Source organism: Pseudomonas sp. NPDC087336 (assembly GCF_044744285.1).
In the GTDB taxonomy this organism is placed as follows: Bacteria; Pseudomonadota; Gammaproteobacteria; order Pseudomonadales; family Pseudomonadaceae; genus Aquipseudomonas.
On record NZ_JBIUYA010000007.1, the window covers coordinates 121,814 to 144,200 of the forward strand.

Here is a 22,387-nt window from a genome sequence, read left to right on the forward strand (position 1 = left end):
GAAGGTCAGAAGTCGGGGTGACTATAGATCACGGTCATCCCTATGATGTTGGCATCGGCATCTGGCAAGCCATCTCGCTCGCGCTCTTTGTAGGTGAAGGATAGGCGTGCAAGCCAAAAAGGCGAGAGTTCGCGACTGACAAAGGCACCGTAGGTGCGAAAGGTACTGGGCGCGTCCCCTTTGGTTTCTTGCCAGGAGCCATCAACACCGAGACGACTGGTCTCGTCGAGCAGATAACTCCAGTTACCCCGTAGCTCATCGGATTCGATCAGGCCATTCTCCCCGTTGGCGATCGTGCTGCGACTGGCTTCGACACTGGACTCGACACGCTCACCGGTGTAACGCAGGTTCACGCCACCCTGGCCGGTGAGGCCACTGTCGCTGTTGGAAACCTTATTGACGCCGCCGAACACCGACCCCGTAAACCGCTCGGAGATCTGGTAGTTCACGCCGACCACCGGGGTGTAGCTGTTCGAGGAGCCGATGGTGGTGTCGTCCTTGGGCTCATAGCGCGTCGCTTCGAAACGGGTGAACAGTTCGACCCGCTCATTCCATTGATAAAGCCAGCTGAAACGGTTGGTCAGCTCATCGTAGTTGGTCAGCGAAGCGGTGTCGTATTCGACATGGGTCAGGTCGATTTCGTTGACCAGGGTGCTGCGCTCGGTCACCGCGCTTCGCCAGTTACCGCCGATGTTCGAGAGCTTTTGCGTGCCATCGGTCGAGTCAGTTACACCGGTCTCCTGGACTTCAGTGGAGAGCGTCGAACTCTCGATGTATCTCGCCGTGAGCCCGAACCCTCCCTTTTCAGTCTCGCGCTGCCAGCCAAACGACAGCCTCGGATCTTCTCGATTGGACACCACGTCGGTGTCGGACGAGCGCTCGACATTGACACCGAGGCCAAACGTCCACTGGTCCCGATCAAAATTACCCAGCAGCGTGTAATCGGGGGCAATGATCGTTCGCGTGATCGCTTTCTCGTCAGTCGTCAAGAGCAATGGATTGCTGTCGTGCTCGACGGTCATGGGCAGTGCAACTGCCGACTGCCAGGTACCGGCGTAGGTCATGCCGGAACATGGCAAAGTCAATATTGCCATCACCACTCCGGTTGTTTGCAATGAACGCAAGTTAATCCTTAATGCATCGCGCAATGTCAGGGAACGACCAGCGTATCGCCGGCCTGAAGTTGAAAGTTAGTGGACATGTCATGCCCGGCAATCAGATCGCCGTAGTTGACGGGCAGTACTTTCTGGGTTTTCCCTTCGCGCCGCAAGAGCTTGATATCGTCCTTGTCCGCGAACTTGTCCAAACCGCCGGCCTCGCTCAAGGCTTGCAGTACATCGGTCTCACCGGTCATCTGTACCCTGCCAGGCTTGAGTACCTTGCCCTGGACATAGACGACATTACCCCTGGCCTCCGTGACGACAACACTCACCTTCGGGTCGGGATAGAATTCATCGTAGGCCTTGGTGATGACCTTTTCGGCTTTAGCCGTATCCAGCCCCTTGACCTGGACTCGCCCCGCCAGCTTCAAGGTAATGTAGCCATCAGGCAGAACCGGGACGGTCTCCCTGTTCTCCCGTGGTTCGCCCCAAACGGACACTTCGACAATATCTCCCGCGTTCAGAAGATAGGCATTTTCTTCGACGGCGCCGGCCATGCTGGGCAGGATAGCCAGCGCACACAGTGCAGGTAACATTAAACGCAGCATCTGGATTCCTCCGCCTGGTTAGCACATCTAATGAGGATCAACCGTGACTATCAGCGTCCTCTTTAAACCTGTAACACCCACAAGAAAAACTGTCTTGCATAACTGTCATCTAGATCTTGCGCCGGTTGGCGACAACGATGAAACCTAACAGTGCGGAAGAGAATAACCATACCACCGCTGAGACCGGGACTGCATTGGGTTGAGTGTCGTGGAACGCCGAGTCGCCCGTCAGCCCCTTGTTCTGGACTGGATCAATCACGAACTGTTGCTTGGCCACTTCCGTCATTAAACCGTCGCACGCTGAAGTATTGACGGAAGCATTTGTTCCCGACTTGGATCCAGTATCAGTGTTGGAAATGGTGGTACTTTTGGCGGTTAGCGAAGAGCCACTATGGTTTTCGCCAAGACTTGCCGACGCAGCAGTGGCACCCTCGGTCGAAGCCACGGCGGCCTGAGCCCGTGCACCCTCGCAAGCGCTACTTATGCGACTAATTTCATAGGGCAAATTGGCTGCTTGGGCAGTGGTAACGGCTACTCCATTCAGAGTCGCAAATAACACAATCAACTTAATGAAAACTGTCGTCCGCATATAACCGCCTCCCTGCGCTGAGGGTTTGGATTGAGTCGGTTGAAAAAATCTGAATCAGGCTAAATGGAGCCTATAAGCAGATAGCCAGTACGTCAATAGCACGTCACAATAATAAATAGAAATATAAAACGCCGCCGGATAACGTCAAAAAAACGCCGCGAGCAGCCTAAGTGACGCGTCAGAGACAGCAAGTGTTTATGCGTGCAGCGGCCTCTCATAAAAAGACTGTCATCGCACAAATAAAACAATGCAATGACAATGCCGTCGAGCGTTACGTTGATCGCCTCGCATCGGGCAACTCGCCGTCGCCCGCAGGGTCAGTGAACAGCTCTGGGCAAGCAATATCCGGGCGGGAAATAAGGTGCGAGCCTGGTGCGCCAGTGCACGCTTTTTGGCGCCTTCGCGCTAAAACAGGCGCGCGCCTGCCGTCACATACAGCTGGCGGTGCGCATCCACCAGTTGCTCAAGGTTTTCGGCTGCGGCCCCCAGGCAACGTCGCGCTGGGCGGACAAGGCGCAGTACGCAGCCTTGCGAGAAACGCCACGAAGCGTGGCGCAAAACCGGCGATCTTCTGTTCGAAAGCCACCGCAGCCGCAGCAAACTCGCGTGCCGACAATTGATCGACACGTGCCGTCGGCCGCTGGACCACGGCCGTCAAACCACAGCCATAGTGCAGAATCATCCGGTCGTGCTCCGGCTGCAGTTGTAGTGACGTAAAACCGGCGAGGTGCAACGTGCGCCAGAAACGACCGGCAAAATGATGACCCTGGGCCGCGGCCGCCAAACCTGGGTTGATGCCACAAAAAACCACCTCCAGTTGTGGCGCCAGTATATCGTCGAGCCCCTCACCCACCGCAGATTACACCCACCGCGTTGCGGGCGAGCGCCGTCAGTTCCTCACGGGATTTGCCGGCCCGCGCACGGATCGAAATGCTGTGCAGCAACGATGAAGCGAGTACGGCCAGCGCCCCCGCATCGGCATCCTCTTTCAACTCGCCGGATGTAATGGCGGTTCGCAGGCGCGCCTCCAGATCGGCATCCAACCTGCTCAGGCGATCCCCCAGCACCTCGCGGATCTGCGGATCCTCGACGGCCTCAGTGGTCGCCGTGCCAATCGCGAAACAGCCACGTGGCTGGCCGTCGCCGGAGAAGTAGATCGACAGCTGTCCCTCATAGAAACGCATCAGCGCCTGGCGCAATGTCAGTTCGCTGTCGCTCAGCGCGGCCTGCATGTCGGCGGCGGCGAACTCCCAGTACTGCTCGAGCGCCTTGATGTACAGGGAATGTTTGTCACCGAAAGCCGCATAGAGGCTGGGGCGATTCATCCCGGCCGCCGTGGCGATGCTGTCCAGGGACGCGCCGCAATAGCCGGTGTTCCAGAACACACCGAGCGCTTGTTGCAGCGCCGTCTGCGGGTCATACGCACGGGGTCGGCCGCGGCCTTTGCCCGCTGTCACTTTATTTTGTGCCATGCCGTACACAATCCTTGCAGGAAGGTGGATGAGGGGATATTTTTACACCATCGCACAAAAATAAGGAACCACAAACTCCTTGATCCATGTTTGCTCAAGCGCAGCTCGAACCGGGTGTTGCAGCGACGAAAAAGAGGCGCCGGAGCGATCCTCCCATGCGCCTGCGGGTTTGCTTTTCCACAACATACATTGACGTCGGTGCCAGGCGATTACTGCAGGCCCGCCTTCCCGGTTAAAGGTGCACTCGATCATGACGATGAACTTCGCGATACCCGATTTGCCCTCAATCACGGTTCGGTAGAGACGATGCCAGGGGTTTGCCCCGCTGCCAAACAGCGCCCTGAAGGATAAACACTGTTAACAGAATGCGCAGGAATGCAGCGATCGGAATTTGAAGGAGAGCATCAAACCGCAACCGTCGGCTGTGTCGGCAGCAGACGGTTGCGGTGTGTTCACGGATGCCTCAGCGAGGCTCAGTAGGCGGGTGTTGCCGCCAACTCATCACGCCCCTCTTGCGCAGAACGCTCCTGCTGCGGCAGGCGATCCAGCGCAGGCGTCCAGGCCGGCACGGCGGGCATCTCCTTGCGCAAGCTGTGGATCAGCGTGTAGGACATCACCAACAGCAACATGGCGATCGGCAAACCGGCGGCGATACTCGCCATCTGAATGGCCTTGAGTCCCCCGGCCAGCAACAGCCCTGCGGCAATGGCACCTTCGAGAATGCACCAGAGCAACCTGATCCAGTTCGGCGGATTGGTGCTGCCCAACGCACACAGGGTGCACAGGACCTGGGTGCCGGCATCCGCGGTGGTGACGAAATGCACACCCAGCAATACGCAGACCAGTATCGACAGCGCGGCGCCAATGGCCTTGCCATCGAGCGACTGCAGCAAGGTGAACATGGCCGCAGTGGTTTCTTTCTTGGTGGCAAGCAACACGGTGCCGCCTTCGAACTTCGGTTGCTCCTGGGTCACCCCCTGGCTGGCGACGGAGGCCTGGTAGGCCTGCCTGTCCTGCTGTTCGTTTTTCAACGCCGCGCCACCGAACACCGACATCCACAGGATGGTCACCATGGTCGGCACCACCAACGCCCCGATCACCAGTTCACGGATGGTCCGGCCTTTGGAAATGCGCGCGATGAACAGGCCCACAAACGGTCCCCAGGTCATCCACCATGGCCAGTAGAACGCCGTCCACCAATTTTGCCATTCGCTGTCTTTTTGCGTGTCCATCCAGAAACTCAGGCCAACAATGTTTTGCACATAGTCGCCGGTGGATTCAAACATCAGGTTGAGAATGTAACGGGTCGGACCGATTGCCAACACGGCCAGCATCAAGATGAAGGACAGGTACATATTGAGCGTGGAGATACGCTTCATGCCCTTGGACAGTCCGGCCAACAGCGAAATGCAGGCAACGATACTGACAAACAGAATGATCGATAACTGCAACCCGACACTGACCGGAATGCCGAAGACCTGATGCAATCCGGTATTGATCTGCACCACACCGAGGCCAAGCGACTGGGAGACACCAAAGGCCGTGATGACCACGCCCATGATATCGACTACATGGCCGATCCAGCCGTAGATACGATCGCCAATCAGCGGATAAAGCAGCGATCGCAGGGCCAGCGGCAAACCTTTACGGTAGGCGAAATATGCCAGGCTCAAGCCGATCATGGAGAAGATCGCCCACGGGTGCAGGCCCCAGTGGAACAGGGTGATGCGCATCGCCAGGGTCGCGGACTCGTCCGTCAAGCCCTTGGAGAACGGGTTGTCGGCGTAGTGCAGCATGGGTTCGGCCACGGACCAGAAAATCAGTCCGATGCCCATTCCCGCGCTGAACAGCATGGCAATCCATGAAGCGAAACTGAACTCGGGAACATCCTGTTCGGTGCCAAGTTTCAAGTTACCGAAACGGCTGATCGATATATAAAGCAGTACGCCAAGTACACCACTGATCAGGGCGATGTAATACCATTTGAAGTTGTGCAGGATAAACACCGAAGCCATTTCAAAAGCCTTGGCTGCCTGCTCGTCTTTAAATGCACAGAACACGACAAATATGATCACCGCTAATATCGAAGCAACAGTCACATTCGGATTAAGGCCTTTCAACAGGCCGGATTGAGCACGCATTGTTTTCCCCTTTTGTTTTTGTTTAAGGGTTTGGATATGTTCCGCAGTACGCTCATCGCCTGGTATCGACTGATACCAGGACGGTTTCATCTGCAGCTGGATTCCGGTCTATTGCGCCCTTGGCAGCATCACCAAGATGGTTGAACGTTGACCAGCGTTCAAACCATTTTTCGTCACCGACTCATGAGAAAAACGCATCAATACAGCGCGATCAAGCGCCTGTTTCAGGGGTGCTTTCGCAGGCCCCTTGTTCACTCAAGAGCCTGACTTTCGCCTGCCCTACCAGCAGGGCCAGCAACGTTGCGCTGCCCGCCAGAAAGAAATAAAAACTCGAGGCGCCGAAGACTTCCATCAGCGCTCCGGCAATGAGTGGCCCGATACAGGCGCCGACGCCAAAAGTGATCAGCAGCATGCCCGAAAGCGAAACGCGCAATGACGGTTCCATGTTGTCATTGGCCAGCGCCACGCCCAGCGGGTACAGGCAGAACTGCAGAAAACCGATGCCCGCACCGAACCAGAGCAAGGTCAGGAACGATGGCGCTTGGGCGAACCCCAGCGGCAGGCTGATGAGTACCAGCAATACCGCCACCGCGCGGATCAGGCTCGCTCGGGGTAGCCGATCCGACAGCCAGCCCAACGGCAGCTGGGCCACTAGCCCGGCACCAATGGTCAATGCCAGGAACTGGCCAACCTGCGCCGTGACCAATCCCTGCTTGCTCGCATAGATCGAAGCCAGGCCGTAGAAGCTGCCATTGAGCACGCCGGACACCAGGATCGTCCCCAATGCCTGTGGAATGCGCCGCAGGAACAAGCGCAGGTCAATCGAGGTCGCAGGCACCGCCATCGGATGCGCACTGCGGGTCAGCGCCACCGGCACCGAACACAGGGCGAATACCATCGCCACCACCAGCAGTGTACGGACGCCCAGCCCCTCGTCGAGACTCAAGGCCAATTGACCGAGCATCATGCCGACGTAGCTGGCAACCATGTACAGCGCCAGGACACCACCGCGCTGCTCGGTCCGGGCCTGGTCATTGAGCCAGCTTTCCAGCACCATCAATTGGCACATCATGGCCAGCCCCACCAGCGCCCGCAGTATCAGCCAGAAAGCCAGGGACGTGCTGAACTCATGGGCCAGGACCGCCGCCGCAATCGTTGCGGCGCAGGCCGCGTAGGTGCGAATGTGTCCGACCTGCGCGATAAGGCTGCGCCCCACCCAGCCACCCAGCACCATCCCCAGGGCATTGGCGGCCATCAACGCGCCACCCGCCGTTTCGCTCGCGCCCAATGCATTGAGGCGCAGCGCCAGGTAGGTCATCAGCAAGGTTGATCCCAATTGCATCAACAAGCTGGCCAGGTAGAGGGCGCCGAAGGTTCTTGTCAGTGTTATCACCGTGCCGACTCCCTGAATAATGGTGTTTCAAGCCAAACCGTGCAGTTGCTTCCAGTTGCCCGGGTGAACCACATACCCAAACAACGCATGTCCGCCATAAACCAGCTCCGTGCCTTCGGGAATCCACAGCAATTGGCCGGGTGTGACGGCAAACAGCTCGTCGCCGACCTGCAACTCGAAGCACCCTTCGATGACGAAAATCACCTCGTCGTACAGCACCGTCCAGGCCACTTGAGCGCCTTCCCAGCGGGCAAAACCGACACCGATGTTCGGCGAGACTTCGTTGCTGAGGGCACGCGCCACATAGGCGGCGCCTGGGGGGCCGCCACGAAAGGTAAAATCCAGGTCCTGATGGTCGATGCGCAGCACCCGGCGCTTGCCTTTATCCGCCGGGCTCATAGCTCGCTCCGGCTGTTCCAGGCCGCCAGGCGAATGCGCGAGCGAACGCCCAGGCCAAGAAAGGGTTCCGGCGGGTTGAGCGATGGCATGCCGGTCACCGCGCGGATGTCGTTGAGCTGCACCGATTCGGCACCCACCGCGAGATCGGCGAGCATCGTCCCGGAGATGGTGCCCCAAGCCGCACCGACGCCGTTGTCGCATGCCGACGCATAGACACCGTTTTCCAGTTCGCCAAAGAAGTTGGTGAAGTTACGCGAGATGGCGTAGACGCCGCCCCAGGTATGACTGAAAGGCACCTCGGCCAACTGCGGAAAACGCGCCAGGAAGGCCTTGCGATGCGAATCCTGTACTTTCGAACGCATGGCATCGCTGGTGCTGCGACCGTATCTGGGCACGTGCTTGTAGGTGTTGCGGATAATCAGGCGACGGTCCTGGGTCATGCGCACCGTGGTGCCGGCGTGATCCGCCGGGGTCAGTCCCCAGTCCAGTTGACCGCCATAGGTGGCCAGCTGCGCATCGGTCAGGGGGCGGGTCCAGCTGGCAAAGGTCATGACCGGCAACAGGCGATTGCGCAGGTAGCCGAACTCCTGGGTGAAGATGCTCGTGCCCAGCAGCAGCTGCGGGGTACGGATCTGCCCTGTCGTGCCGTGCAAGATCCAGCCGCCACGGCCGTCGCGCTCCAGGCGTTGGATCGGTGATTCTTCCAGCAACTCGACGTTGGCCGGCAAGGTCCGGGCCAGGCCGGTGACCAGCGCCGCCGGTTGCATCAGGTAGCAGCCGGGGGTGTAGATCGCGCCGCGATAGTGGCCGGTGCCCAACACCTTGGCCAGCTCGGCGCTATCGGCCCGGCGGAACGGTTCGCCGAGGTCGCTCATCAGGCGTTCGAAATGATCCAGGTAAGCCAGGCCTCGTTCGCCGACGGCGCCTTGATATTTGCCGGCATGGGACCATTGGCAATCGATCCTGCGGGTTTCAACCAGGCCCTGCAGCTGGGCAATCGCGGCGCGGTTGAGCGACAGCAAGCGCTGTTTGTGCGCGGGGTCCGGATGCTCCAGCGCGAACTTGTGCGGCAGGTCAATCACGAACCCCGAGTTGCGCCCCGAGGCGCCATGGGCGACCCGTTGCGCATCCACCAACAGGATACGCGCTTGCGGATGATGTTCGGCCAGGCGACGGGCCGCGGCCAGGCCGGCAAAGCCCGCGCCGATCACGGCGTAGTCGGCGCGCTGTTCGCCGGATAGGCGCTTGCAGGCCGGTTGTTCGGGCAACGCTGCATACCAGCCGCAACTCGCATCGTCGTAAGGCAGGTTGATCGTGTGTTTCATGTGTCTGGCCTCAGGCAACTGCCTGCTGAGAGTGCTGACAGGACTGCAGCAATGCGCTGCGTTGCGTTTGCGCTTGGCGACCGAGCAGGACAAAGCCATTGAGCTGGCCCCGGGCATCATAGAAGCCGGCACTCAAGCCATCCTCGGTCGGCGTGCAACGCCATTCGCCTTCGCAGGTGATGGCCGGCGCCAGCAGGCACAACGGCGCAGCAGGGGTTTTTACCGTGACGGGCATCAATGGGTAGTCGACGGCTGTCGGTTGGCCGAGCAGGGTTTTGCTCAGGGCCTGGATGCCCTGGTTGATCGGCGCCAGATAAGGCAGCAGTTGCCCGCCGATCTCGATGCAGTCGCCCAGGGCGTAGATGCCCGGTACAGAAGTTTGCAGCTGGGCGTTCACTTGAATGCCTCGCCCAACCGCCACGCCGGCGCTCTCGGCCAGGCTCAGGTCGGGGCGCAGGCCGACCGCGGACAACACCAGGTCAGCCTCCAGGGTGTGGCCATCGGCGAGTGTCAGGAAATAGCCCTGCCCGCTGGAGTCGATGGCTTGCAGCGTGTTTTGCAGATGCCACGTCACACCCAATTCTGCCAGCGCGTGCTGCAGCACCTGCCCGGCCTGCGCGGGCAACAGGCGCTCCATCGGCCAGCGGCCCAGGCCGATGACATCGACGCCAAAGCCGTTGTGGGCCAGATCGTTGGCAAACTCGCAGCCGATCAGACCGTCCCCGAGAATGGCGACACGCCGCACGCCGCCCAGGCGTTCACGGAACCCCTGATAGTCCTGCAGGTTATTGACGCTGATCAGCGCCGACGTGTCGCCCTGGATCGGCAAGCGAATCGGTTGCGCACCGCTGGCAAGGACCAACTGGCCGTATTCCATCTCACCGAAACTGGTGCGCAGGCGCCGCGCTGAACTGTCGATGCCCAGCACCTTGCAGTGCGGATAAACCCGCAGGTTCAGACGCTGCTCAATGGCCAGCGGCGTTTCGCCGGACAAGGCCTCGGCGCTTTTGCCCTGGGACAACCCGATCGAAAGCGCGGGCTTGGAGTACAGGTGACCGCACTCCTGGGTCAGCACGCGGATCTCGACCTTGGGGTCGGCCTTGCGCAACGCCTGGGCCAGGCCGTAACCGGCATAACCGCTGCCGATGATGACAATCGGCTGGCGTGGCGACGGCGCGGCGACAGGCAGCGGCGGCGCGCTGACCGGCACGCTGGCGACCGTGGCCGCCTGGGTGTACTCACTGATATCGAGCATCTCGAAATCAGCCTTGCCCACGTGGCATTCGGGGCACATCCAGTCTTCGGGGACATCTTCCCAGCGGGTGCCCGCGACGATGCCGTCCTGCGGCCATCCCAGTGCCTCGTCGTAAATCAGGCCACACACAATGCAAAGCCAAGTCTTGAACATGGTATTCACTCCCCGGCGACCCGGATCGCCACGTTTTTGGTGCGCACGTAGCTGTACAAGGCTTCCTGGCCCTTTTCCCGCCCAAAGCCCGACAGCCCGACGCCGCCAAAGGGTGTTTCAATGCCACCGGCATACCATTCGTTGACAAACACCTGGCCGGATTTCAGCCGGCGCGTGCAGCGCATGGCGCGGCTGATGTCCTGGGTGAACACCCCGGCCACCAGACCGAATTCGGTGCCGTTGGCGATGGCAATCGCCTCTTCTTCGGTGTCGAACGGCATGATCGCCAGTACCGGCCCGAACACTTCTTCCTGGGCAATGCACATCTGCGCGGTGACGTCTCTGAACACCGTCGGGCGCATGAAATGCCCGGCCCGGTCAGCGAATGCTTCACCACCGGTGACCGCCACCGCGCCGTCTTCCACTGCGCGGCGGCACAAGGCTTCGATGCCCGCCAGTTGCCCGGCGCTGACCACGGGGGTGAGGTCTGCGTTGTCCTGGCCCAGGCCGATGCTGAGCCCCTCGGCCATGGCCCCGACGGCCTCGACCACCTCGTCATAGATCTCGCGCTGCACCAGCAACCGCGACATCGCCGAACAGACCTGGCCGGCATTGAAGAAAATGCCCGACTGGACGCTGGCCAACAGTTGCTCACGGTTTGCATCGGCGAAGGCGATCGCCGCGGACTTGCCCCCCAGCTCCATCACGCTGGGAATCGCATGCTGCGCGGCATCGCGCAAAATCGACTGGCCCGTCGGCACGGAACCGGTGAACACGATCTGGTCGACAGCGCGATGGCTGACCAGGTACGCGCCGACTTCGCGGCCGCGGCCGCAAATCAGGTTGATCGCGCCGTCGGGCAAGCCGGCCTGGGCAATGGCGCGGATCAGCACGCACATGCCCAGCGGTGAAAGCTCGGGGGACTTGATGACCACCGCATTGCCAGCCGCCAGGGCCGGGGCCAGCGAGCGAGCGCAGATCGACACCGGGAAATTCCATGGAACGATCTGTGCCGACACGCCCATTGGGTCGTACAGGGTAAAGTCCATGTAGCCGTTGCCCAACGGGATCGAGGTACCCTCGATCTTGTCGGCCATGCCGGCGTAATACTCGAAGTAGCGCGCCGCCTCGATGAACTCGTCCCGGGCATCGCTCAGGCGCTTGCCGTTTTCCTGGCACAGCACCCAGGCGCCCTCATCGGTCACCGCGCGAATTTCCTCGGCAATGCGCAGCAGCCAGGTGACGCGCTGTGCCGGACGCACACGGGTCAATTCACCGCTGTCGGCGCAGCGGCGGGCAGCCAGCAACGCCCGCTCGGCATCGTCGACGGTGGCCTGGGCGATGGTAGCGACCGGCTCCGCCGTGCCGGGGTTGTTCACCGTCAGGCGCTGGGCGCTGTCGCACCATTGACCGTCGATGTAATTGAGCCAGTGGGAGGCTATCGGATACATGGGACAACCTCCTCAGGCAGACGGCGTGGTGGCGAGCAGTTGACGTGCGGCCCACTGGTGGAAGAAGTGCGTCGGAATGTCCATTTCCGGAGAGAACGCGCCGCCCTTGTAGCCTGGGGAGTGCCGGCCTTTCTGCATGCCTTCGACCGAGCTGATGTCTTCGGCGAACACCACTTTCCAGGACTCCAGGATAGCCTCGCGGCAAGCGCTGAATTCCTCGCTGGTGGCCGCGTCGTCGCCCACATAGAACAGGCGCAGGTGTTCGATCGTGCGCCCCGGCGAGACCGGCTCCAGCTGCATGGCGAAGGCATGGTCAGCCTGGATGCCGAGCAGGACGTTAGGGAAGAACGCGACATACTCGGCGTTACGCAAGCGATCCAGCGGCCAGGCGGGAAATTTCGGCAAATGGGTACCGGCGACGTCCGACAGGTTGTAGGCGTAGCTGCCCTGGCCGGCGAAATGCTGGTCGAAAATGATGTTGTAGTGGTCTTCCAGGCGCGAGTACGAGTTCAGGCTCGGGTGCACCCACGGCAGGTGATAGGCCTCGCAGTAATTCTCGACCGCCAGCTTCCAGTTGCAGTTGATGTCCAGCGTCGTGGCGTCATGACCCGGACGACGGCGCAGCAAACTCATGCCGTCCTCGCCGAGAAACTGCGTCCAGCGCGCGGTCAGGGGTGCCAGCATGTCTTCGAGCGGTTGCGCGTCACCGGACAGGTTGATGAACACCATGTCCATCCAGATTGCACTGCGAATGGCCTTCAAGCCGTGTTTTTCACAGGCGAAACGTTCGTCCTTGTGCTGGTCGATGCCGCCGACATGGGGCGTGCCGCGCAGCCCGCCGTTGAGGTCGTAGGTCCAGGAATGGTAAGGGCAACGAATCACGCCCTGCACCTCACCGGCCTCCTCCACCAGCTTCATGCCGCGGTGGCTGCAAACGTTATGGAACACCTGCACCAGGCCTTCACGATTGCGCATCAGCAGCAAAGGCAAACCCATGAAATCGACGGGTTTGACCGAACCGGCCTTGCCCAGGTCACTGGCGAAACCGACACACGCCCAGGTTTTACCCAGGACCTGATCGCGCTCAAGTTCGAAGTAGCGTTGTTCGGTGTAGAACTCGTTGCTCAGGCCGGTCGCTTCATGAATCGGATTAAGGACGGTTTCAAGCTGATGCACAGGAATTTGCTGGATGCTGCTCATTATTGTTCTCCCCTGCTGGGCACGGTGTTGAAGGGTCGGCAGGCCCATGGGCCAAGGTCCGCTGGCAGCAAGTTTGGGAAAACAGGGGGTGCCCCGACAAACGATATTTCCGGCGCAACTCATGACTTTTTGTCATAAATAAAGACAGCTGTATTTTTAAGCGCAACGTTTGTCGTGCGCATTTCAGCGCATGCAACGTGGCCGCTCGGCATTAAAAATACCGAGGGTTCGAGATAAAGGACGCAAGAGAGTTTTAGATCGTGGGGATGATAGCCAGGACACCTGGGTTACTGGTTGTCCTCGGGCGGTGGAAGTTGATTCATCAGCCAACTACGAAAGCGTTTTACACTTTGCCGCATACCGCCACGCGCCAAGGGTTCGAGCAGACAAAATTGCGCGTCTGTGCGTAACACCGTGTCGAGCGGTCGCACCAGGGCACCGGTCTGCAGGTAATCGTCGACCAGGTTGGACCAGGCCAGCGCAATACCCTGTCCGCCGATAGCGGACTGGATCAACATCGAATAGCTGTTGATATTGATCCGGCGCTTGGGCTCGACGTTTTTCAGGCCCAGGCTGCGGAACCATTCGGGCCAGCCGATCCAGTCACGCTGCGGGTCGTCGAGGAACAGCCAGGTGCAGCCAGCCAGGTCCTCGGGCTTGGTCAAGGCCGGGTGCTTGGCCAGGTAAGCGGGGCTGCACACCGGGAAGACCTCTTCGCAAAACAGCGGCGTGACCTGCATGTCCCTGGGCGGTGTGCGGCAGTAATACAGGGCCAGGTCACAGTCCAGGCGAGAGTAATCCTTGACCTGGTCAAGGGCGATGATCCGAAGATCGATCTCTTCGTTCTCCCGTTGAAACTCACTCACTTTAGGCAACAGCCACAGTGAAGCCATCGCGGTACTGGTGGCGACCGTCACTTGCTCGGCGCCCTGCCAATGGCGAATTTCACCGGTGGCCTGGGCAATATGCAGCAAGGAGGCACGGACCGTTTCATAGTACTGGCTGGCTGCGGGGCTGAGGTGAATCGTGCGGGTGGTGCGTTCGAACAAGACCTTGCCCAAATAATCTTCAAGCAGGCGAACTTGCCGACTGATTGCGCCTTGGGTGACGTTCAGTTCTTGCGCGGCCAGGGTAAAACTCAAATGGCGCGCTGCCGCTTCAAACGCGACCAGGCTATTGAGTGGCGGTAGAGGGTGGATTTTCATACAAGGCGGGTCACGTCGTTATTTTGGTTTTATCGCGGGAGTCTAGCCCCTGTCACAGGTGGTGGACAGCGGCATTGACGGACAGGCTCAGGGCGTGATGTGGCAAGAAATCAAAAACCAAAGCAACAGCCAAACGAGGCGGCCTGACAGCCAACCTGATTGCAGGTATGTCCGCGATGTGATCGTTCCCACGCTCTGCGTGGGAATGCATCCTGTGACGCTGCGCGTCACCGTTGCGCAGGGCTCACGTCATGCGTCGACAGCGGAACGCGGAGCGTCCCTGGCGGCATTCCCACGCAGAGCGTGGGAACGATCACTCAGGTCGGCTGTCAGGCCGCCTCGCTTTGGCTTTGGATTTGGGCGCCCCGTAACCACGATGGCCGAACGCAGGCATTGCGCAGTGGGTAAACCGAACAATTGATCCGCGAACGGTTGGCATCATCACCCGCCTGCTGTTCGATCTCGGGCATCTGCATCAAGGGCTGATCCGGCATGAAGTGACGCAGGACATGCGCAGCCGCAGACGCGCATGAGCGAATACGCCGTGGCTGAAGCCTTCATGAAGACCGAGCACTGCGAGATGCTGTTGTTCGATACCGATCCGGTAGCACTGATCGATGCGCGTCCTGCCCCGTTATCCGTTACAGCGCAGTGACGGGAACGCTTTTCAGGTCCTGGTGACGTTGCTCCCGAAAAACTGTCGCCAGGACCTTTTTACTCCAGCGCCAACGAACCAGGCGCTCGCGCATCACTGAGTCAGTGCGCGCCAGCCGTCGTCCATTGCGGCGTGATAGCCGTGTTGTGGCGCTTGGCTCGCTGAGTCAATACCAGCATCGTCAAGAAGCCGAGCACGATCAGAACCGGGTAAGCCATCAACAGTTCCGAGAGGGAGTATTTCCAGGCCAAAGGACGGCCAACGCCGAGCATGGCGGCATACATCCACGATACCGCCGATAGCGAGCCACAAAACAGGGCCAGCATGCGGGCGCTGAATCCAAGTTCAAGCAAGGAGCCTGCCTTTTGCAGGGCCGGCAATACCAGTCGGTGCAGCAGGATGCCGTTATAGGTCAGCAACACGACAATGATCACCTTGGCGTGAAGCTTCGGATTCATGAAGTACTCCGTGCCTTTGCCGAGGTAGTCGATGCCGATGATGGCAGCGCCCGTCACCCATAGACCGATCAATGCCATCATGACAGTTTTCTGAAGACTTTCCATGTGTGCATTGTCATGTTCAGTCAGCACTTTGCGTTTCAACATATCCCTGACCATTGCAATATCACTGGTCAGCACTAAACCCATCGCCACGCAACAGGCGAGCAAATGAACGTAAACAACGCCCAGCCGAAATAACTCCATGAATTCTTTATGTTCGATCAGGCTCATAATTGTGTTTATCGCCACGGGTATCTCTCCACCTTGTTAGATAGTACAGATCGGCCAATCAGCAGAATATTTTTCTACACGACCTTGCTCATACAAGAAAACTGACCAATAGGTTTATTATCGAAATCTTATCTAGCCAGTTAGGGAATTGATGACAGCTTAGTGACTACCTCTCAATTTTCGGGTAAAAAAATCCCCATCTGCATTCACTGCATTTGAGGTTCTATTTCCACTTCTTGTTTTCGATTGCGAGAGCAGGCCATGGATGACGTGCTGCAGAATCTGAGGCCCACAGGCCGCAAATGTTCATTTTTTAACCAGCACACCGACAAGCGGTAGCATCCTCGGGGACCATCGGCACGGGTGATCAGCCATCAACTAGCGGGTTGAGGCCCATTCCAACTGAGTTGGTCAAGTTTAGATGAACGTCGACATTGAATATTGGATCCACTAGTTGCTGTGTGAGCAATAAGCCAGGTCGATTGCGACAGGATCCAATTTATCCCATGCCTGACTAAACAGTCAGACTATTCAATGGATCCGATTATTGACTATCGAATGCTTTCCGAGTCTTGGCGACATTGTCCAAATCTGCCGCCAAGACAGTTCATTACTTCAAATCAGACCAACTTTAACGTGACATTGATGTTGTTGCGGGTGGCCTTGGAATACGGGCAGTACTTGTGGCCGGTGTCGACCAGTTTCTGTGCGGTTTCGCGATCCAGGCCCGGCAGGCTCACATTCAGCCGCGCCTGCAGCAGGTAGCCGCCTTCATTGGTGCCCAGGTCCACCTCGGTGTCGACGGCCACATCCTTGGGCAGTGCAACTTTCAGTTCTTTGGCAGCCACGCCCATCGCGCCGATGAAACAGGCAGACCAGCCGGCGGCGAACAATTGCTCGGGATTGGTACCACCGCCGCCTGCGCCTGGGGACGACAGCTTGATATCCAGGATGCCGTCGGAGCTGCGCGAGGCGCCGTCCCGCCCGCCGGTGGTGTGGGTTTTTGCGGTGTACAGGACTTTGTCGAGCTGGTTCATGATGATCTCCTGATTGAATTGAGGTTCAGTGCAATGTCAGGTGAATCAGAAAAACGGCCTTCAGGCTTGATGCCAGGCAAACAATGATAGACGGCGCGGCTCAACCGGGTGCCTGATCCGACAAAGGTCATCCTGCACTGCGCAGACCTTGTAGATACCGTCTTGAACCTCACCTGGCACAGTCCAGCCTGGTCGGGCGTTCGTACGGCCTGATCGCTTACTCCTCTTATTTACGCGCCAACTTGTACTTCACACAATCGTCATAAAAACTCTGCCGAACCGCCGCTGGCTTGAGCCGTGTCGGGCTGTCGTAAGTTTGTTCGGTAATCCCCATCGCCATCATCCGCATCCACGACTTGGCAAACTTGTACGCCTGGATTTTTTGCCGCGCCGCATACAGCGAAACCCCGGACAACTTGAGTTCCTGGGCTCTTGCCGCCGTGCCCGCGCCCCAACTGCACATATAAGTATCACCGGGCTTCAGTTCCCTGGCTTGGGTAGAAACTGTAAGACCCGCGACGCTGAACGAGATCAGCGCGACCCAGACATTGCGCATTTGCATTCCACCTAACCGTCTGAAAATAAAGCGATTCTGGCGCCAGGCGGGAAATCTGGGGGCCAGCATAATGCCTTCTTTGCAATACATTGATTTGCATCAGTAAGTGAAAGCCGTTTTATTGCGACATTTCAAAACTTTGCTATAGCTAAGCGCTTACCACCAACTTATGAGGCAACGGAATGTCAGTCGCAAAAAAAATGAGTGTGGGGCAGCTGACGATGTTGACTGCGGTCAACATGTTGGGCTCAGGCATTGTGCTACTACCGTCGAAACTAGCGGAAGTTGGGGGGATTTCGATTCTTTCCTGGCTGATCACGGCCACCGGTTCCCTCGCATTGGCCTATGCCTTTGCGCGATGCGGGATGCTCAGCCGCAAGACCGGCGGCATGGGGGGATATGCGGAGTACACCTTCGGCAAGGCCGGTAACTACATCACCAACTACACCTACGGCCTCTCGCTGCTGATTGCCAACGTGGCCATCAGTATCACCGCGGTCGGCTATATCCAGGAGCTGTTCCACATTGAACTGAACTCACTGCAAGTGGGCCTGGCAACCATTGCGCTGTTGTGGATCACCACCTTCGCCAACTTTGGCGGTGCGCGAATTACCGGTCGCATTGGCGCCGTCACCGTATGGGGCGTGATTGCGCCAGTGGTGCTGGTGTCCACCGTTGGCTGGTTCTGGTTCGACAGCAGTGTGTATGCCGCCGGCTGGAACCCGCACAACATGGCCTGGTACGACGCCGCGGGTGCCTCGGTGGCGATCACCTTGTGGGCCTTCCTGGGCCTTGAGTCAGCGTGCGCCAACACCGATGCGGTGGAAAACCCCGAGAAGAACGTACCGATTGCGGTGCTCGGCGGCACCCTTGGTGCGGCGGTCATCTACATCGTATCCACCAACGTGATCGCCGGCATCGTCGATAACCCGGAACTGGCCGCCTCTACCGCACCGTTTGGCCTGGTCTTCGCCAAGATGTTCACCCCGCTGGTTGGCGACATTGTGATGGCAGCGATGGTACTGGCCTGCATCGGCTCGCTGCTGGGGTGGCAGTTCACCATCGCCCAGGTCTACAAGAGTTCAGCGGACACCGGTTACTTCCTGTCGATCTTCGCCAAGGCCAACAAGGCCGGGACGCCCATCGTCGGCATGCTGGTGCTGCTGGCCGCGCAGACGGCCCTGGGTTTGCTCACCATCAGCCCGGACCTGAGCAAGCAGTTCGACACCCTGGTCAACCTCGCGGTGGTCACCAACCTGGTGCCGTACATCCTCTCCATGGCCGCGCTGATGACCATGCAGAAAGTGTCCAACGTACCGCCAGGCAAGGCGCTGGCCACCAACATCATTGCCTGGGTGGCGGCGGCCTATAGCTACCTGGCGCTCTACAGTTCCGGCGAACAGGCGCTGATGCTCGGCGGCGTGGCGACCATCTTCGGCTACACGCTGTTCGGCTTCGTCAACAACCGCCTGATCCGCCTTGAATCACTCAACAACAGCGTGCCGACACAGACCGTCAGCGCGCGGCACATCACGGGCCAACCGGTGCCGGTCAATAATCTGAAATCAGTCGTACTGGAGACCCAATCATGACGGAATATAGACATTCGCTCGGCATGCTGACCCTGCTGGTCAGCAGCCCGCCGGACAAACGCACGGTGTTCGGCCGCGCCCTGCAACAACTGGTCAACGACGTGGAAGAGCGCGCCGTGCACGTATTGGCGTCGGAAAGCCTGAGCGACGCCACCTCGATCCTGCGCTCGGACCCGGCCATCCAATGTGTGTTGCTCAGTTGGGAGATGGACAAAAGCGAAGGCCACGAGGAGTGCATCAAGCTGCTGGTCAGCCTGCGCGAGCGCAATACCCGGGTCCCGGTGTTCCTGATCAGCGATCGCAGCACCGCTTCCAGCATTCCGCTGGTGGTCATGCAACACGCCGACGACTTCATCTGGCTACCGGAAGACACCAGCCGCTTCCTCAGCGGACGTATCCTGGCGGCCATCGAACGCTATCGCCAGGCCGCCCTGCCCCCCATGTTCGGGGCGCTGGTGAAGTTTGCCAGGTCCTATGAGTACTCCTGGCACACCCCCGGTCATGCCGGTGGCACGGCGTTTCTGAAGAGCACGGCGGGCCGGGCGTTCTACGAGTTCTTCGGGGAAAACCTGCTGCGTTCCGACCTGTCGATCTCGGTCGGCGAACTCGGCTCGCTGCTCGATCACAGTGGCCCCATCGGCCAGGGCGAGCGCTACGCGGCCAAGGTGTTCGGCGCCCATCGCACGTATTACGTGACCAACGGTTCGTCGATGTCCAACCGCGTGATCCTCATGGCCAGCGTTACGCGCAACCAGATCGCCCTGTGCGACCGCAATTGCCACAAGTCAGCCGAGCATGCGATGACCCTGTCGGGGGCGCTGCCGACCTACCTGGTGCCGACGCGCAACCGCTACGGCATCATCGGCCCGATCCTCCCGCAAACCCTGAGTGCCGAAGGCGTGAAAGCGGCCATCGCCAACAACCCGATGGTCAAGGACGGCATCGACCCGACGCCGGTCCACGCGATCATCACCAACTCCACCTACGACGGCCTGACCTACAACGTCACCCGCGTCGAAGAACTGCTGGGCCAGAGTGTCGACCGCCTGCATTTCGACGAAGCCTGGTACGGTTATGCGCGCTTCAACCCGCTGTACCGCGACCGCCACGCCATGCACGGCAGCCCGGACGAGCACGATGATTCGAAGCCGACCGTGTTCGCCACCCAGTCGACCCACAAGTTGCTGGCGGCCCTGTCACAGGCCTCGATGATTCACGTGCGCAATGGCCGCAACCCGATCGAACATGCACGCTTCAACGAGTCGTACATGATGCACGCCTCGACCTCGCCCAACTACGCGATCATGGCCTCCTGCGACGTCAGCTCGGCGATGATGGAAGCGCCCAGCGGGCAGATCCTCACCAGCGAATCCATCGAAGAAGCCGTGTCGTTCCGCCAGGTCATCTCGCGCATGCACAACGAGATGCTGAGCAAGAACGACTGGTTCTTCACCTGCTGGCAGCCACCAACCGTGCAGGTGGGCAATGTCACGGTGCCGTTCCACGAAGTCGACCCGCTGCTGCTCAAGACCGAGCCCAATTGCTGGGTACTCCATCCCAACGAGGTTTGGCACGGTTTTGGCGACATCGAGGAAGGCTACTGCATGCTGGACCCGATCAAGGTCTCGGTGCTCAGCCCGGGCATGGGCGACGACGGCAACCTGCTGGCCTCGGGCATCCCGGCCTGTGTGCTGACGGCGTACCTCGCACGCCAGGGCATCGTCGTGGAGAAAACCACCGACTTCACCATCCTGTTCCTGTTCTCCATCGGCATCACCAAGGGCAAATGGGGCACGCTGGTCAACGCGCTGCTGGACTTCAAGCGCGACTATGACGACAACGTCGAGTTGGAGCTGTGCCTGCCCGACCTGCTGGCCGGTAACCAGACCCGTTACGCCGGCATGGGCCTGAAGGACCTGGCGGATGAAATCTTCGCCGCCATGAAGCAACACAAGACCACCTCGGCCATGGCCCAGGCGTTCGGCACACTGCCGCAAGCCGTCTTCAGCCCGGTGGAGGCCTACGAGAAACTGGTGCGCAACGACATCGAACTGGTCACCCTGGAACAAGCCGCCGGGCGCATTGCCGCCACCGGCATCGTGCCGTATCCGCCGGGCATTCCCCTGCTGATGCCGGGCGAGAACGCCGGGGCTGCCGACGGTCCGCTGCTGGCCTATCTCAAGGCGCTGGAAGCCTTCGACAAATCCTTCCCGGGTTTCACCCATGACACCCACGGGATCGAAGCCGAGGCCGGGGTTTATCGGATGCTGGTGTTGAAATGAGGTAAGCGCGGTTCACACTAATCCTTGTGGGAGCGAGCTTGCTCGCTCCCACAAGGATCGCCTCCCACATCTGGATCTCACTCTGTCCAAATGCCTATGGGCAAATTCAATCACAGCGCTCTATGATTGAACCCCATGACCACCTCCGCTCCGATCCGCCAACCCTGCCCGCCCGGCGCCTGCGACTGCGGGCGTGACCCGCTGCTGGAAACGCCAGGGGCGGACTTGCGCATCCTGTTCCTGACCCGCGTGGAAGAAAAACGCCTGGTCGAACGCCTGGAAAACCTGCAAAGCCTGCAGGACCTTGAGCACCTGCAACGGCGGATGTTCGAGCAGTTGGGCATTCGCGTGGACATTGCCCCCGGTTTCAATGAAGTGCGCACCATGCGCGGTATCGGCATTCACATCGAAGAATTGCCAGGACTTTGCCGCAAGACCCGGGCAGCGATCCCGGCGGCGATTCGCCGGGCCATGGAGAGGCGTCCGCAAATCGCCTATGAGCTGCTCAACGCCAACGACCTGTTACGTGACGCCTGATCCCGCCCCGCCGCTGTTTCGCCGCTGAAACAGGCGCCCCACCCCCCTGTAAAAGAAGATCGGCGGTCGTACGTGAAGTGCGCGGCGCTGCTATGCCTTCTGCAGGGAGCAGTCGTTTCAAGCCAGACAGGATGACGCTGGCAAGGCAAACGTGACCGAGGTCCCGGCGCCAACCCGGTGCGCGAAGACAGACAGGTGCCGACCCCTGGAAGGAGGTGGCAGATGTTGTTCATCGTCAGCTGGAAAATCAGTTCGGCCAATCGCAACAGCGCGATCGAACGCTTTCTCAAGACCGGTGGCGCACCACCGGAAGGCGTCAAGATGCTCGGACGCTGGCACGCCGTTGGTGGCGCGACCGGTTTTGGCGTGGCCGAGGCCAGTGATCCGGTACCGATCCAGAAGTGGGTACTGCAATGGAGCGACCTGATGAGCATGGAGGTCCAGGCGGCACTGACTGACGAACAGATAGCGCCGCTGCTGGCAGCCGCTGGCAAGTAACACCATCGAGGCGGCGAGTCGTGCTCGCCGCCTAAGCCCCGCGCATGTTACACAGATCTTCAACGAAGGCGACGTCGGCAGACGTTGGGCCTGAACTCCCCTTTCTGAAAGATCGAAAGATCGCAGGCTGCGCTAGTTCCTACAGGGGGTTTGGCGCAACTTCTTGATGAGATGCACTGATTATCTGAATGCTGTAACTCCCTTGATA

The 22,387-nt window shown here is 59.6% G+C and carries 20 protein-coding genes and 2 pseudogenes; 5 read left to right on the top strand and 17 right to left on the bottom strand.

Annotated features, from left to right (window positions below; translation table 11 throughout):
- Positions 1–5 precede the first annotated feature (5 nt).
- The 14 genes and pseudogenes from ACIO0C_RS09195 to ACIO0C_RS09260 all read right to left on the bottom strand — a co-directional run bounded on the left by ACIO0C_RS09195 (position 6) and on the right by ACIO0C_RS09260 (position 14,291).
- Positions 6–1,094, bottom strand: coding sequence for a hypothetical protein (locus tag ACIO0C_RS09195; protein ID WP_401310612.1), 1,089 nt, complete (start codon positions 1,092–1,094; stop codon positions 6–8).
- 56 nt (positions 1,095–1,150) lie between these two features.
- Positions 1,151–1,708 carry a polysaccharide biosynthesis/export family protein gene (locus ACIO0C_RS09200; RefSeq protein WP_401310615.1) on the bottom strand — a complete coding sequence of 186 codons (558 nt, stop codon included), beginning with the start codon at positions 1,706–1,708 and terminating at the stop codon, positions 1,151–1,153.
- Between the two features lie 109 nt (positions 1,709–1,817).
- Positions 1,818–2,297: a hypothetical protein gene (locus ACIO0C_RS09205; RefSeq protein WP_401310618.1), complete on the bottom strand. Its 480-nt coding sequence runs from the start codon at positions 2,295–2,297 to the stop codon at positions 1,818–1,820.
- Between the two features lie 458 nt (positions 2,298–2,755).
- Positions 2,756–3,150, bottom strand: a pseudogene (locus ACIO0C_RS09210) (mismatch-specific DNA-glycosylase); the annotation flags it as partial.
- Positions 3,143–3,769: a TetR/AcrR family transcriptional regulator gene (locus tag ACIO0C_RS09215; protein ID WP_401310620.1), complete on the bottom strand. Its 627-nt coding sequence runs from the start codon at positions 3,767–3,769 to the stop codon at positions 3,143–3,145. The pseudogene ACIO0C_RS09210 and the gene ACIO0C_RS09215, both read right to left, overlap by 8 nt.
- 473 nt (positions 3,770–4,242) lie before the next feature.
- On the bottom strand, positions 4,243–5,910 hold the full coding sequence (locus ACIO0C_RS09220) for a BCCT family transporter (RefSeq protein ID WP_401310623.1): 1,668 nt from the start codon (positions 5,908–5,910) through the stop codon (positions 4,243–4,245).
- Between the two features lie 211 nt (positions 5,911–6,121).
- Positions 6,122–7,303: an MFS transporter gene (locus ACIO0C_RS09225; RefSeq protein ID WP_401310626.1), complete on the bottom strand. Its 1,182-nt coding sequence runs from the start codon at positions 7,301–7,303 to the stop codon at positions 6,122–6,124.
- A 27-nt stretch (positions 7,304–7,330) separates the two neighbouring features.
- Entirely contained in the window at positions 7,331–7,702 is a 372-nt protein-coding gene (locus tag ACIO0C_RS09230) for an ethanolamine utilization protein EutQ (protein ID WP_401310629.1), read from the bottom strand.
- Positions 7,699–9,027, bottom strand: coding sequence for an NAD(P)/FAD-dependent oxidoreductase (locus tag ACIO0C_RS09235; RefSeq protein WP_401310632.1), 1,329 nt, complete (start codon positions 9,025–9,027; stop codon positions 7,699–7,701). The genes ACIO0C_RS09230 and ACIO0C_RS09235 overlap by 4 nt, the downstream gene beginning before the upstream one ends.
- Positions 9,028–9,037: 10 nt before the next feature.
- On the bottom strand, positions 9,038–10,282 hold the full coding sequence (locus tag ACIO0C_RS09240; protein ID WP_401310916.1) for an FAD-dependent oxidoreductase: 1,245 nt from the start codon (positions 10,280–10,282) through the stop codon (positions 9,038–9,040).
- A pseudogene (locus ACIO0C_RS09245) lies at positions 10,271–10,435 on the bottom strand (rubredoxin); the annotation flags it as partial. The gene ACIO0C_RS09240 and the pseudogene ACIO0C_RS09245, both read right to left, overlap by 12 nt.
- Before the next feature lie 5 nt (positions 10,436–10,440).
- Entirely contained in the window at positions 10,441–11,886 is a 1,446-nt protein-coding gene (locus tag ACIO0C_RS09250; RefSeq protein WP_401310635.1) for an aldehyde dehydrogenase family protein, read from the bottom strand.
- A gap of 12 nt (positions 11,887–11,898) precedes the next feature.
- Positions 11,899–13,086, bottom strand: a complete 1,188-nt coding sequence (locus ACIO0C_RS09255; protein WP_401310638.1) for an aromatic ring-hydroxylating dioxygenase subunit alpha — start codon at positions 13,084–13,086, stop codon at positions 11,899–11,901.
- A gap of 287 nt (positions 13,087–13,373) precedes the next feature.
- The gene (locus ACIO0C_RS09260) at positions 13,374–14,291 is read right to left on the bottom strand and encodes a LysR substrate-binding domain-containing protein (protein ID WP_401310641.1); all 918 of its coding nucleotides are present in this window, start codon (positions 14,289–14,291) and stop codon (positions 13,374–13,376) included.
- A gap of 529 nt (positions 14,292–14,820) precedes the next feature.
- Here ACIO0C_RS09260 and ACIO0C_RS09265 point away from each other — a divergent pair.
- Complete coding sequence (locus ACIO0C_RS09265) at positions 14,821–14,946, top strand: hypothetical protein (protein WP_401310644.1); 126 nt, start codon at positions 14,821–14,823, stop codon at positions 14,944–14,946.
- Positions 14,947–15,047: 101 nt separating this feature from the next.
- Here ACIO0C_RS09265 and ACIO0C_RS09270 read toward each other — a convergent pair whose 3' ends face one another.
- The 3 genes from ACIO0C_RS09270 to ACIO0C_RS09280 all read right to left on the bottom strand — a co-directional run bounded on the left by ACIO0C_RS09270 (position 15,048) and on the right by ACIO0C_RS09280 (position 17,270).
- Positions 15,048–15,695 (bottom strand): hypothetical protein, encoded by a 648-nt coding sequence (locus ACIO0C_RS09270; RefSeq protein WP_401310647.1) that lies wholly within the window; start codon positions 15,693–15,695, stop codon positions 15,048–15,050.
- A 602-nt stretch (positions 15,696–16,297) separates the two neighbouring features.
- Positions 16,298–16,714 carry an organic hydroperoxide resistance protein gene (locus tag ACIO0C_RS09275; RefSeq protein WP_008064280.1) on the bottom strand — a complete coding sequence of 139 codons (417 nt, stop codon included), beginning with the start codon at positions 16,712–16,714 and terminating at the stop codon, positions 16,298–16,300.
- A gap of 226 nt (positions 16,715–16,940) precedes the next feature.
- The gene (locus tag ACIO0C_RS09280; RefSeq protein ID WP_401310919.1) at positions 16,941–17,270 is read right to left on the bottom strand and encodes a hypothetical protein; all 330 of its coding nucleotides are present in this window, start codon (positions 17,268–17,270) and stop codon (positions 16,941–16,943) included.
- Positions 17,271–17,452: 182 nt separating this feature from the next.
- Here ACIO0C_RS09280 and potE point away from each other — a divergent pair, with 182 nt between their 5' ends.
- The 4 genes from potE to ACIO0C_RS09300 all read left to right on the top strand — a co-directional run bounded on the left by potE (position 17,453) and on the right by ACIO0C_RS09300 (position 22,179).
- Complete coding sequence (gene potE / locus ACIO0C_RS09285) at positions 17,453–18,862, top strand: putrescine-ornithine antiporter (protein WP_401310650.1); 1,410 nt, start codon at positions 17,453–17,455, stop codon at positions 18,860–18,862.
- Positions 18,859–21,144, top strand: coding sequence for an Orn/Lys/Arg decarboxylase N-terminal domain-containing protein (locus ACIO0C_RS09290; protein ID WP_401310652.1), 2,286 nt, complete (start codon positions 18,859–18,861; stop codon positions 21,142–21,144). Before potE ends, ACIO0C_RS09290 begins: the two co-directional genes overlap by 4 nt.
- Before the next feature lie 135 nt (positions 21,145–21,279).
- Positions 21,280–21,681, top strand: coding sequence for a hypothetical protein (locus ACIO0C_RS09295; RefSeq protein WP_401310655.1), 402 nt, complete (start codon positions 21,280–21,282; stop codon positions 21,679–21,681).
- Between the two features lie 222 nt (positions 21,682–21,903).
- The gene (locus tag ACIO0C_RS09300) at positions 21,904–22,179 is read left to right on the top strand and encodes a DUF3303 domain-containing protein (RefSeq protein ID WP_401310657.1); all 276 of its coding nucleotides are present in this window, start codon (positions 21,904–21,906) and stop codon (positions 22,177–22,179) included.
- Positions 22,180–22,387: the final 208 nt, after the last annotated feature.